10 protein-coding genes are annotated in these 12245 nt (G+C 48.9%); 5 read left to right on the forward strand and 5 right to left on the reverse strand.

What is annotated here, in order from left to right; all coding sequences use genetic code 11:
• Nucleotides 1-49 precede the first annotated feature (49 nt).
• Nucleotides 50-1390, reverse strand: coding sequence for a DEAD/DEAH box helicase (locus tag I3X05_RS19005; RefSeq protein ID WP_045568637.1), 1341 nt, complete (start codon nucleotides 1388-1390; stop codon nucleotides 50-52).
• A 331-nt stretch (nucleotides 1391-1721) separates the two neighbouring features.
• Here I3X05_RS19005 and I3X05_RS19010 point away from each other — a divergent pair, with 331 nt between their 5' ends.
• Nucleotides 1722-2021 (forward strand): Lpp/OprI family alanine-zipper lipoprotein, encoded by a 300-nt coding sequence (locus I3X05_RS19010; RefSeq protein WP_045568638.1) that lies wholly within the window; start codon nucleotides 1722-1724, stop codon nucleotides 2019-2021.
• A gap of 19 nt (nucleotides 2022-2040) precedes the next feature.
• Here the strand turns inward: I3X05_RS19010 and I3X05_RS19015 are convergent, their stop codons facing one another.
• Genes I3X05_RS19015 through I3X05_RS19030 form a run of 4 tightly spaced genes read right to left on the reverse strand, consistent with a single transcriptional unit; the run spans nucleotide 2041 to nucleotide 6117 of the window.
• Nucleotides 2041-2958 carry a L,D-transpeptidase family protein gene (locus I3X05_RS19015; RefSeq protein ID WP_045568639.1) on the reverse strand — a complete coding sequence of 306 codons (918 nt, stop codon included), beginning with the start codon at nucleotides 2956-2958 and terminating at the stop codon, nucleotides 2041-2043.
• Entirely contained in the window at nucleotides 2959-4368 is a 1410-nt protein-coding gene (gene phrB / locus I3X05_RS19020) for a deoxyribodipyrimidine photo-lyase (protein ID WP_337971418.1), read from the reverse strand.
• The gene (locus I3X05_RS19025) at nucleotides 4365-5174 is read right to left on the reverse strand and encodes a MerR family transcriptional regulator (RefSeq protein ID WP_045568641.1); all 810 of its coding nucleotides are present in this window, start codon (nucleotides 5172-5174) and stop codon (nucleotides 4365-4367) included. Before I3X05_RS19025 ends, phrB begins: the two co-directional genes overlap by 4 nt.
• Nucleotides 5164-6117, reverse strand: coding sequence for a YbgA family protein (locus tag I3X05_RS19030; protein WP_193158064.1), 954 nt, complete (start codon nucleotides 6115-6117; stop codon nucleotides 5164-5166). The genes I3X05_RS19025 and I3X05_RS19030 overlap by 11 nt, the downstream gene beginning before the upstream one ends.
• 415 nt (nucleotides 6118-6532) lie before the next feature.
• Here I3X05_RS19030 and deoD point away from each other — a divergent pair, with 415 nt between their 5' ends.
• The 4 genes from deoD to I3X05_RS19050 all read left to right on the forward strand — a co-directional run bounded on the left by deoD (nucleotide 6533) and on the right by I3X05_RS19050 (nucleotide 11992).
• The gene (deoD, locus tag I3X05_RS19035) at nucleotides 6533-7243 is read left to right on the forward strand and encodes a purine-nucleoside phosphorylase (protein ID WP_045568643.1); all 711 of its coding nucleotides are present in this window, start codon (nucleotides 6533-6535) and stop codon (nucleotides 7241-7243) included.
• A gap of 50 nt (nucleotides 7244-7293) precedes the next feature.
• Nucleotides 7294-8763 (forward strand): lactate dehydrogenase, encoded by a 1470-nt coding sequence (locus I3X05_RS19040; protein WP_045568644.1) that lies wholly within the window; start codon nucleotides 7294-7296, stop codon nucleotides 8761-8763.
• 168 nt (nucleotides 8764-8931) lie between these two features.
• Nucleotides 8932-10428: a hypothetical protein gene (locus tag I3X05_RS19045; RefSeq protein WP_045568645.1), complete on the forward strand. Its 1497-nt coding sequence runs from the start codon at nucleotides 8932-8934 to the stop codon at nucleotides 10426-10428.
• The gene (locus I3X05_RS19050) at nucleotides 10409-11992 is read left to right on the forward strand and encodes a GGDEF domain-containing protein (RefSeq protein WP_045568787.1); all 1584 of its coding nucleotides are present in this window, start codon (nucleotides 10409-10411) and stop codon (nucleotides 11990-11992) included. Before I3X05_RS19045 ends, I3X05_RS19050 begins: the two co-directional genes overlap by 20 nt.
• Nucleotides 11993-12245: the final 253 nt, after the last annotated feature.

A 12245-nucleotide genomic window follows, 5' to 3' on the forward strand; every position in this document is an offset into this window, starting at 1 on the left:
ACAGAAAAAAACCGCCAGTCGGCGGTTTTTCAAACAAGAAGGTTGAGGATTACTCGTCAGCAGCAGATGGTGACTTTTTCTTCGGAATAAAGATGCTGTCGCCCACGGCCACATTCTGATAGAAGCTCCTGTCGCGCTTAGCAGGTTTCTTCGCTGTCGATTTTGCTTGCGGTTTGGCTTTCTTCTGCACCACCGCTTTTTTATGGTAATCCGGTTTGCGTGGTTTCAGACCGGTAAACTTGCCTTTCAGATCGTCGAAGTGGCTAAAGGTAATGTCCTGCTGCAAAAACGCTTCAACACGCTTAAAGCTGTCCCAATCTTTTGGCCCGACAAGCGAAATTGCGTCGCCTTTGTTGCCAGCACGTCCAGTACGGCCAATGCGATGCACATACTCTTCGGTGTGTTTTGGCATATCGAAGTTAATCACATGAGTCACGTTAGCAATATCCAAACCACGCGAAGCAATGTCGGTTGTAACTAAGATCTTAAACACCGCACGCTCAAACTGGCTCATGATGGTGTTGCGCTGGGTTTGGATTAACCCACCGCTCAGAGCCACCGCTTTGAGGTTTTGTTGGTTGAGTTTTTCCGTCAGGCGATCGGTGTCAGCACGCGTGGCGGTGAAAATGATCACCTGACGGTATTCGGCTTCGCTTAATACGCGATCCAGTAAGGCTTCTTTGTGATCAAGATGGTCACACAAGTAGAAACGCTGTGTGATGTCTTTGTGCTCTTCATTCGAAACACCGATGGAAATGCGCTTCGGTGAATCAAGCATTTCCGATGCGATGTCATTCACTTCCGCATGATCTAACGTCGCAGAAAACATGAGCGTCTGACGACGACGATGCTTGGCCGCGTTGTGGATCCGACGCAGCTCTGGGGCAAAACCGAGATCCAACATGCGATCGGCTTCATCTAGCACTAGCGTTTCCAGGCCGTCTAAATAAAGTGAGCGGTGCTCAAGATGGTCAGCCAAACGCCCAGGCGTGGCGACAATGAATTTCGGGTAGCGGCTGAGCGCTTTCACCTGATCATTGAAGTTTTCCCCACCAACAATCAAGGTCGCATCGTAAGACAAGCCCGCTAGCATAGAGCGCAACTCTCCGTACACCTGTTTGGCTAACTCACGGGTTGGCGCAAGAATGAGCGCTCGAGGATCTTTTGCAGATAATGCTTTGTTCTTTAAAGATTTGTGCAAAATCGGCAACACAAACGCAAGGGTTTTACCTGAACCGGTTTTGGACGATGCCAGCAAGTCTTTTCCTGCGATCGCCACGGGAATGGCTTGCTGCTGAATTTTGGTCGCTTGCTTGAAATCAAAATGCTTTAAGGTTTTCAACAAACGATTATCTAGGCCTAAATCTTTAAATTGCAAAGGGTTCTCCACTTATTCGCACCAGTCCAGACAGGCAAATTTTATGCTGGAAATGGCTTTTAAAAAACGCGCAATGATACCGCAAACCACTTGATAAAGGATAGAGATCACAGAAAATTAATCCACCTCTGCGGCCTAGTTTCAAGCTCAACATCCGCTAGCCGCGAGGTACAACGGGCAAAAAGTGAGTGTTTGGTCAAAAATTCAGGTATTTGCGCCTCTGCCACAGTTTAACTCACACTTGTCACTTATACTGTTTACAATCATGGTGTCTTTATGATTGATATAAGCTTTATGATTGATCTAAGCAGTGACTAACTAAAAAGTAGAACAAGGAGTTTTTATGAACAAAATCCTAATTGCAGCTGCCGCAACGTCTGTCCTTTTACTGGCGGGGTGTGCATCAGGACCGGATGCGCAGACCAAAGCGGCCATGTCGCAAGTTGACGATCTGAAGAATCAGGTTGAGATGCTGAGCAAAGAAGTCGCGGCATTGAAGAGCAATCAAGCCGATGCAGAAATGCGGGCCCAAAACGCCTCAATGGCGGCAAAAGAAGCGTCAATGGCCGCGATGGCAGCACAAGAAGAAGCGGTGCGTGCTAACGAGCGTATTGATAATATCGCGCAATCTTATACCAAATAATCTTCACTCAGCGCCGGACTTAACCAAAGTCTGGCGCTGCCACTTCAACGGGCACCCCGTTTTGTGATGTCAGTACCGCTCTTGCTTTGCTGTCATCCAAATTGAGCTCTCCCATCCACCAATCCAACTCGATAGGCACAGTCAGTTCATCTTGTACACCGTTGCTGCGTGTCAGTGGTTCATGCGCCTCAAGATAGACAATACGCCCCGGCTCCAAGCTGACTTTAACTGGCTGGTTGATAACCGCCACCTGCTCCCCTTTCTGCACTTGAGAGAACAGCCATTCGATATCTTTTGGCTCCATTCGAATGCAACCAGCGCTGACACGTAAACCGATACCAAAATCTTTATTGGTACCGTGGATCAAATAATCACCACTGCCATAGGCAAGACGGAGCGCAAATTCTCCGAGCGGATTTTCCGGGCCTGAGGGTACGATGGGAGGAAGTTCAATACCTTTCTTAAGATACTCTTTACGGATAGAAGCGGGCGGCGTCCACGTTGGGTTCGGTCGTTTTTCACTGATTTTGGTCACCATTTCTGGCGTGTCTCGGCCAATACGACCAATCCCGACTGGGAACACGTGTACCTTGTTGATTTCAGGCTCAAAATAGTAAAGACGCAGCTCGGCCAGATTGATCACTATGCCTTTGTATTCCACAGGCGGCAGGATCATCTGTGTTGGTACTGAGAGCACGTAACCCTCTTGCGGCAAGAAAGGATCAACCCCTTTATTGGCCGCCATCAAAGCAAGAAAACCGACATCGTAGTGCTTGGCAATATTGGCCATGGTTTCACCACTTTCAACTACATGGTGCTGAATGCGGCCAATCAAGCGGCTCCCTTCCCGCGGCAAATCAAATGTCGCCGCCCATAAACTGCCACTGGCCAACAGAGAAATAAAATAAGCCGATAATCGCGCCGTCTTGCCTTTCATCTAGTCGCTGTCCTTTGCTCTTTTGTACTCCGCTAAGGTTATCTCTCTTTCCCGTTTGTGATCAACCATCGGCGCTGGGTAACTGAGCATGCTTTTCCCAGGCCAGTTCCACGGCTGATGAATGTATTTATCGGGTACACTTGTCAGCTCAGGCACCCAGCGGCGAATGAAGCGACCATCCGGGTCAAATTTTTCCCCCTGACTGGTCGGGTTGAAAATGCGAAAATAGGGCTGACCGTCGCAACCTGTGGATGCCGACCACTGCCAGCCGCCATTATTGGCTGCAAAATCACCATCAATCAGATTTTGCATAAAATACTGCTCGCCATCGCGCCAGTTGAGGTGCAAATCTTTGGTGAGAAAACTCGCCACGATCATGCGCAGGCGATTGTGCATCCACCCGGTTTCGTTGAGTTGGCGCATCGCCGCATCGACTATCGGATACCCAGTTTGGCCTTGCTGCCACTTTGTAAGCCATGCTGACTTACCCGGCCAAAAGAGTTTGTTTTCCCATTCGACAAAGCCCGCCCCTTTTACCAACTTAGGTTCAAACCAAATCAGATGTTGATAAAACTCGCGCCAGATCAGCTCACTCAGCCACGTTTCCCGCCCCGGCGATAAAAACGCTTGCTGCCAATGCAAACGCACGATGCATTGGCGTACCGACAACGCGCCTAACGCTAAATAGGGCGATAACTGACTGGTGCCAGCCACTGCGGGAAAATCGCGCTGCTTGTCGTAGCTATCCACCGACGTTGAGCAAAAGTCCCTGAGGCGCTGCAAAATCGCAGTGCTGTCTGCTGGCCAAGCATCGCTGGCTTTTCTCGGGAAAGAAAATGGCGCGTCAGGCGTTAAAATTTGCTCAGCCAAGCTTTGCGGTAAGTGACAAGGTGCAACCGCAGAAGAGGTGGCAATCACGGGCAGCGTAAACTGGCTTAACCAAGCACGTTTAAACGGGGTAAAGACTTTGAAGTACTCGCCCTGCTTGTTGCGCACTGAACCAGGTGGCATTAGACATTTGTCGTGAAAACTTTGTAGATGCATGCCGCTTTGCGCTAACTCAGCTTCCAGCCAATGGTCACGCGCCTGCTCATTCACTTCATATTCAGCATTGATCGCCACGCTATCTGCGCCGAGCCGCCGAGCCCAGCTAGCAACTTGTACTGCACTCTGTTGGTAAGTGTCCACTTCGGCGTAAAGCATAGGAATATTGAGCGCCGCGAGGTCGCGTTGCAACTCAGGTAAGCGACGCCAAATCCAGTCTGCTTGAATAGGCGCCATGTGCTGAGATTGCCACTGCTCTGGCGTGGCGACAAAACAGGCGACCACCTGCTGCGAGTTTTGTGTTGCATATTGCAAAGCGGGGTTATCGATCACGCGCAGATCGCGTCTAAACCAAACCAGTTTCATTGACTTTCCTGCTCAAAATGGAGTTTGCTCAGCACTTCTGACAGCGTGATCGTTGAATTTTGCTGTTGCAGTTGACGCACAATACTTTGCTGCTTCTCCTGCAGCGCACGATTGGAAAACAGGTGCACCCGCTGATATTTAGCTAACACATCGGCTTGCAGCAAACCACTGACATCATCAACGTGATCAATCAAAGTGATATGCCAGCCTTGATCGCTCAAACGCACTGCTTCTATCCAGCTTGCCAACGAATCACTGCTTTCATAACTGATAATCAAACACTTACCTTTGCTCGCCGCTTTGTTCTCGGCATCCAATACGGCGGCTAAACGACGCACAAGGATCGAACGCAACAACCCTTTTTGCAGTGAACGGTTAGCGCTTTTCACCAACTCCACAGACTGCAATATCGGCGATAGAAACTGCTCACACACCACGTTGAAGGGGTACTCGCGCAGCACAGTGTTTAATAGGCTTTCCACTTTGCCTGCACTGAGATCGGCTAACGCAGAGAGCATAGCTTCGACTTCTTCAAGCGCTTGGCTCTCTAGGCGGCTAATATCGGCCGTTTGGCCCAACAAGGCCTGCACTTTACCAATCGCGACCCCTTTGGCCAGCCAGCCTTGGATATCGCGGATCATCGCCAAGTTTTCTTCATTGTATAGCCGATGACCTTTTTCGGTCCGTTGCGGCTGAACGAGATTGTAGCGACGCTGCCAGGCTCTGAGTGTCACTGGCTTCACGCCCGTCATTTCTGCCACTTCGCGGATGGCGTAGAGTTTCTCTTCTGTTTGCTTACAAACCATAACGTAACTTCAATTCCTGAGGATGAGGAGCCAAAAATTTCTGACTTTGCAGATAATCATCGGGATAAGTGTTGAGATAATGTTTTATCAGTGTCAGTGGCGCCAACAAAGGCAGCATGCCTTGACGATACTCGTCAATTGTTCGAGCCAACTCTGCTTTCTGCTCTTTATTGAGCACTTTCTTAAAATAGCCCTGCAAGTGCATCAACACATTGGTATTGTTTTTGCGACTGGCACGGTGGGTTAATGCACGCATCAAATCCTCTCGATATAAGGGGATAAAGGCTTCCAAGTCGTACTCAGCAATCGCGGCAACCAAGCGGCCAAGCTCACGATAGGATTGCGGGTGGTGGGCCATCAAGGTCAGTTTATAACGTGAGTGGAAATCGACAATGCTCTTGCGCGTACGCACGCGTGCCACATTCTGATTAAAATCATGCAAGCAATAAACGCGGGTGATGAAATTTTCACGCAATACCGGGTCGTGCAGTCGGCCATCTTCTTCTACGGGCAACCACGGCATTTTGCGCATCAAAGTCTGCGTGTATAAGCCGACCCCCTCTTTCTCCGCGCCATGCTGTTTATACACCTTGACCTTTTCCATACCACAGGTTGGCGACTTGGCGCAGACAATATAACCACTCAACTCTGCGTCCATCAGTTGCGATACTTTCTGTTCGGAATAGGCCAGCATTGCATGCGAGTAATCCTTGTCAGGATTTTTGCTCTCCACTAAAGCAATGCGTTCGGCGTCCGAGACCAAACGAATTGTCGGGCGTGGCACAGGCATGCCCATCCCCACTTCCGGACAAACAGAAACGAAATCCATATATGCGCCAAGATCCTGGACAACAAATCGACTCAGTTTGTGTCCAGCGTCAAATCTGACTTTATCGCCAAGCACACAGGCGCTGACGCCAACTTTGATACCTGTCTTTTCCATCACACCACACCTTGTACAAAAAAATCTCCTGTATAGATATAGCAAAAAAACCGTGAGTTATACAAACTTTCTTTTTGTATACGTACAGATTTTCGCAAACAGAATAGGTTACTTTATGATTAACAAGGTTAATATCTTGTGAGTACAGTCAACGAATTACATCATTCTCATTAACAGCCAGCCAAGTTTACTATTGGTTTGCCAGAGACAAATCGATTGCCTTTTTGCTTTCAACATATTTAGTTATCAATAGAGACACAAAGACATAAATCAAAGCAATCTGTGAGCACTGTCTCATGGAATATCCATTTATCTAGCTAGTATTGCCTCAACGAACAGAAACAGTTTCAACAGAATTGGTAATTAGAATTCACTTTTGATGATAATTACCTCAATAGAAATATTGGAGAACGCTATGGCAACCCCACACATCAACGCACAACCTGGTGATTTTGCAGAAACCGTCCTGATGCCAGGTGACCCGCTGCGCGCGAAATACATCGCAGAAACCTTCCTCGAAGACGTTAAACAGGTTTGCGATGTGCGCAACATGTTTGGCTTCACTGGCACTTACAAAGGGAAGAAAGTCTCTGTGATGGGCCACGGCATGGGCATCCCATCCGCGTGTATCTATGTGCACGAGTTGATTGCAGAGTACGGCGTTAAGAACGTGATCCGTGTCGGCAGCTGTGGCGCCGTACGTGACGACGTAAACCTGATGGACGTGGTCATCGGTATGGGTGCATCTACTGACTCTAAAGTGAACCGCATCCGTTTTAACGATCACGACTTTGCCGCTCTAGCAGACTACGGCCTGCTTGAAGAAGCGGTTAACCAAGCACGTGCGCAAAACGTCCCTGTAAAAGTGGGTAACGTGTTCTCTGCCGATCTGTTCTACACCCCTGAAGCTGATATCTTCGAGAAGATGGAGAAACTCGGCATCCTAGGTGTGGATATGGAAGCTGCGGGCATCTACGGCGTAGCCGCTGATCTCAAAGCAAAAGCGCTGACTATTCTGACCGTTTCTGACCACATCATCCGTGGTGAAAAACTGAGCTCAGAAGATCGTCAGAAGTCATTCAATGACATGATGAAAGTTGCTCTAGAAACCGCAATCAATATCTAAACTTTTGGCCGAGTTCGCTCGGCCATCCGAATAATCCCGAGGGGGTGATTGTGTCTAACGGCGAACTGCCAAAAGACGCAGATGGGTTACAACTCAACTTTTGTAAAACATTGGCGTGTGACAACTTTGGTCTGAGCGATGCAAAGCGATACGTTTTGCAACATGCGAACCCTAAGCGTCCAGCGATGGTCTGCCGTGAATGTGGTGCTTTCCCCCCCTTACTTAACAACCGTGAAGTGCTGAACGAGCTGCATCGCTTGCGTCAGCTTCACAGTGACGGCCTGCCAGCTTGCCGCAACGACGATTGCGCCAACTTTGGCCTATCCGTTCATACTCACAAACACCTCTACCATGCGTTTGGCTACAGTGGCGATCGACAAAGATATCGCTGCAAAAACTGCCAATCGACTTTTGTCGACAAATGGTCTGGGGCAAATAAAAAGCTGCAATTCCAAGAAAACTTGATGGGCCTGCTGTTTACGGGCTACTCAGTGCGAGAGATATGCCGCAAACTGCACATCAATCCCAAAACGTTTTACGATCACGTCGATCACATCGCTAGCCGTTGCCGCCGCAAATTGGCTACCATTGATGCGCGCTGGGTCAATCATGCGCAAAGTTATCAGCTTGCTTCCCATTATGTTCCGTTACAGCCGAACAGTGATAACGGCGTGTACTGGATCGCGTCTGGCGAGGCCCAATCCGGCTATATTCTCTGCCAACACGTCAACTACTCGGCCAATGAAGAACCTTTAGGCTCGGTGGATCATAACCCTTACGAGCCGGTTTCTCGTTTTGTCTCTCCCGATTACGTTGCCGAAGCCAAAGAAGCGGCAGGAGCACCGTCAGACTATTTACGCGAGCGGATTGATCAGAAATATCAAACTATTCTGGCACGTGGAAATGTGGAAGACCCGATAGGTAACATGACGGTGTTTAACTATCCGTCAAAAGGCGCAGTGGTTCGTCCGCCATACACTTCTTACGCTCACTATCTTCATGTATTGGATATGTGCAACGACGCTTGTCGTGTCTCGATTTACATGCCACAAGATCCATTGCTGCGCTCTGCGGCGCTGAGTGTTTGCCTCTCGCGGATCAAGAGCCAGAATGTTGACCTGATGTATGTTGAAGAAGATGCGGACTGGAAAATGGATCAGCCTTTTGAACGAGTCGATATTGTCTATATGAGCTGGTGGCGAGATCGCTGGGCAATCGCCAATCAAGGCGACATGCAAAAAGGCATCTGTTATCTTGCCGGCAATAATAACCATCCTGAACAATGGTTTAGTACCGCTACTACACGCAACATCGCCTTCTTCCAGCGTCGCTTCCAAGTTCTGTTTGAAAGCTTTATCAATGAACCAAGACGCAAACTCCGCCCCGGAGGCATTTTGTCACTGCTGGATATATTCAGAGCGTGGCACAATTTATGCTACCAAGACAAACAAGGGCAAACCGCTGCACAGCGGCTCGGCGTAACTGAAAAGCCACTGACACTCAAACAGCTTTTGTCCTAATGCAGCACTGTAGAAGGTTTAACCTGAGTTAAGAATGTGAAATAACGCCCAATATTCATAACCCAGCGGCAGCGAGCGGAACAATTAAGCCCGGATATAGTGCTAATTTTTGACACGTCAATATAATGAAAGTGTTAGACGCCCTCTTTACTGTCACGGATGTAAACTTTGGATAAAAGCCAATTTCAGTTAGATACAGAACTCAGACAGCTCAAGGCTCGCATCAATCAAGAGCCAGAAGCGGTATTCAAAGTCGCTGAACAGTGCTACGTCCGTGCGGAACAGATTCTCTACCCTGAAGGTGAAATTCGCGCGCTGCTGATCCTCTCGCAGTGCTGTTGGGACTTGATGGACTATCGCCGTGGGCTGAAGTTTGTTAAAGACGCCTACAGTAAACAAAACCGCTTAGATAACGACGATCATCTTCCGGAAATTCTCCATCTTCACGCCCTGCAATACTGGGGACAAGCCAAGTATTACTCCGCCCAGCAGTATTGGATAAACACTCTTGAACAATCCGCATTGGTTGATGAGGTGGCGATCCAAATTGAGGCTCTGATTGGCCTTGGCAATGTTTGGCGCATCACGACAGACTACAAACTTGCCGCCGCCACCCATGCACTCGCGGTTAAAGTCGCCAATAACGCCCGCATTGATTGGCTGGAAGGCAAAGCACGGATTTTGCTTGCCTGGGACTACTACCTGCTCAACAACTATGTGGAAATGTTAACCGTGCTGGACGGTGCAGCCGAAGTGCTTAAGGATTACCACGACAAAACATGGCAAGCCGAAATCTGGGATTTTCGTGGATTAGCCTTACTTGGGCTAGAGCGGCTTGACGCCGCCGACGAAGCGACGCAAAAAGCCCATGAACTCGCCGTTGAGCACAACCTGACGTGGATGAAAGCCCATTCGTATATAAGCCGAGCGCGCTTGGAACTACTGCGTAAAAATACCCTCAACGCGGCGAAACTGCTCGCGCAAGCAGAAGCGTCCGCCGTTCGTTTTGACAATGGCGAACTGCTCAGCCAAATTTGCTTTCAGCAGTCTAAAGTCGCCGAAGAGCAAGGCAATTATGAGTTGGCATATCAAGCCTTTCAGAAATACCGCCGCCACTCACTGCAGATGCTCAGAGAACAAACCAGCCGCGTCAGCATGGACAAAGCTCGTGGCTCAAAAAGACAACTGGAGCAGCGCGCTCGTAAACTGATCAACCGCATACGCGCGCAGCACGAATATGATCCGGAAAAGCAATTTTCCAATGTGGTGTCCGAGACTTATTGGTGGGAACAACTGGTTCTGTTTAAGACCGAACTGAAAAAAGGCAACCACGCGGTGATCATGATCCGCCACAGCGACTCTGCGTATTTAGACGTTTGTACTGAACTGGCGCACAGCCTCTCCACCACTAAAGATCTGATTTCCCGTTTGAGCGCCGACCATGTTGCGATGCTGATCAGTGAAAAAGAACAGGCGGCCGAAGAGTTGTTCGCCATATTCTCCAGTATGCTGAGCATCTATCCTTGGAAACGCAAAGGTTTGAACGGCGCCCTACCCGAAATCACGCTGCACGACATTCTCACTTTTCCGTTTACGCTAGAGCAGTTGGAAGAGAGCCAAAGAAAAAAGACAAAGGTAAAGAAGCATGGAAAAGCTGCTGAATAAAGTCACCGATGCAGGTTTTGATCCTGCCTCCGTGGCCGGAGAAGAGGCCATTATTCTTTGGAATCATGTTCGCCAGCATGTTGCTTCCACCCGCAAAGAGCGCGCGCACTGCTACATCATCAGCGCGGAGTATCGCTACGAGTTAAAGCAGTTACAACTGAGCATTGACGAGTTGCGTCAAGCGCTTCAATTGCTTGAATTACCTGAAGACGCAGAAGACATTCTTACGGTTAAGGCCAGCCTGAGTGAACGATTGGTCGACATTGGTGACTACACCGCCGCACTCAATGAGTACATCTCCTCCTCTAATATTGCCGTTGAACACGGGTTTATTGATGAATATGTGACCACGATTGTCGGCATGGGTAACCTTTGCGATGCGTTTGGCGATCACAACCGCGCTCTGCGTTACTATCAAAAAATTGATGGTATTGACCACTCCATCAGCAGCCGCTCGCTGCGGCTACGTTATAAACTCTATCTGCTCTCCTGTTACATCCATTTAGGCCGTGTCAATGTGGCCAAGGATCTTTTAAAAGAGTGTGAAGAGCTGAGTATTCTGGTCAGCGATAAAATTCTTTCAGGGCAAGTTCTGCTTTACCAAGCCAAGCTGCACCGATTGCAGAACCAACACATGCAAGCCTTGCTGGCTCTGTCAAAAGCTCAGTACTCCTCAAGTAGCCTGCACTCGAACTGGCTGTCGATCATGAATCGTATCGAGCTAGCTTATTCGTTATGTGCGATTGGCAAACAAGAACTCGCCAATATGCTGCTGGTCAGTGCAGCGAAGAACATTGAGCTTAAAGCCTCTCCCATCGTTGCAAAGCAGTTTTACGACGCAATGAGTAAGGTATTAGCCGCGCAAGGTCGATTTAAAGACGCGTTGGCGTGTGAGAAAAAAGGTTTTCGCATTGAGTCGGATCTGATGAAACATATCCCGATCAGTGAACTTGGGGCAAGCCAGCTGCGCCGCATCTCCCGTTTTGATCTGCAACTGAAATTGATCCTCTCTGAGATTGAAAACAAGGAACTCAAAGAGACCACGCAGCAGCACAAAAATACCATGGCGCAGTTGCAGCAGGATGTGTTCACCGATCCGCTTACCGCGCTGCACAACCGACGTTGGCTGGACGTCAAACTCAAAGATCTGCTGCTGCATGAAACGCCGTTTGCGCTGATGGTGATCGATATCGACCACTTCAAATCTATCAATGATGAGCTGAGCCATTTAGTCGGTGATAAGGCGATCGTCAGCGTTTCACATGAGCTTGCCGCTTACTTTAGGTTTCGCGGTGCCTCATGCGTACGTTTTGGCGGAGAAGAGTTCTTAGTGATCTTAGAAAATACCGACCTCGCTAAAGCCGAGCTGCACGCAGAAAATTACCGCGAACGCATTTTCCAGTTTGGCTGGACAGAAATTTTAGGTGAACGCGGTTTGACCGTCTCAATCGGCATCACCCTACATCGTGATGGTGAAAATACCCAGCGCACCTTCTATCGCGCCGACAAAGCGCTCTACCGCGCCAAAGCCAACGGGCGCAATCAGGTTTGCACTGAAGAGTAACGCAGTGTGGGGTTTCCCACGCTGCTGTTTTTTCTCTAAAGCATCCCCCACTCGCGCCATCCCATCAGAGTCCATTCCCTCACCTAATATAATTCTGTATACTGCGCGCCTTATTTTTATGTGTGCTGAAAAATCAAGCGTGTCATAAGGATATGCAGAAAACATCACAACTTTTCTGATGATTAATCGCACCGACCATAAGCTACTTGGTTGTTTTGTCCATTTCATAGACAATCAGGCGCGACTCATCACA

The sequence above is a fragment of the Vibrio navarrensis genome (assembly GCF_015767675.1).
Classification (GTDB): domain Bacteria; phylum Pseudomonadota; class Gammaproteobacteria; order Enterobacterales; family Vibrionaceae; genus Vibrio.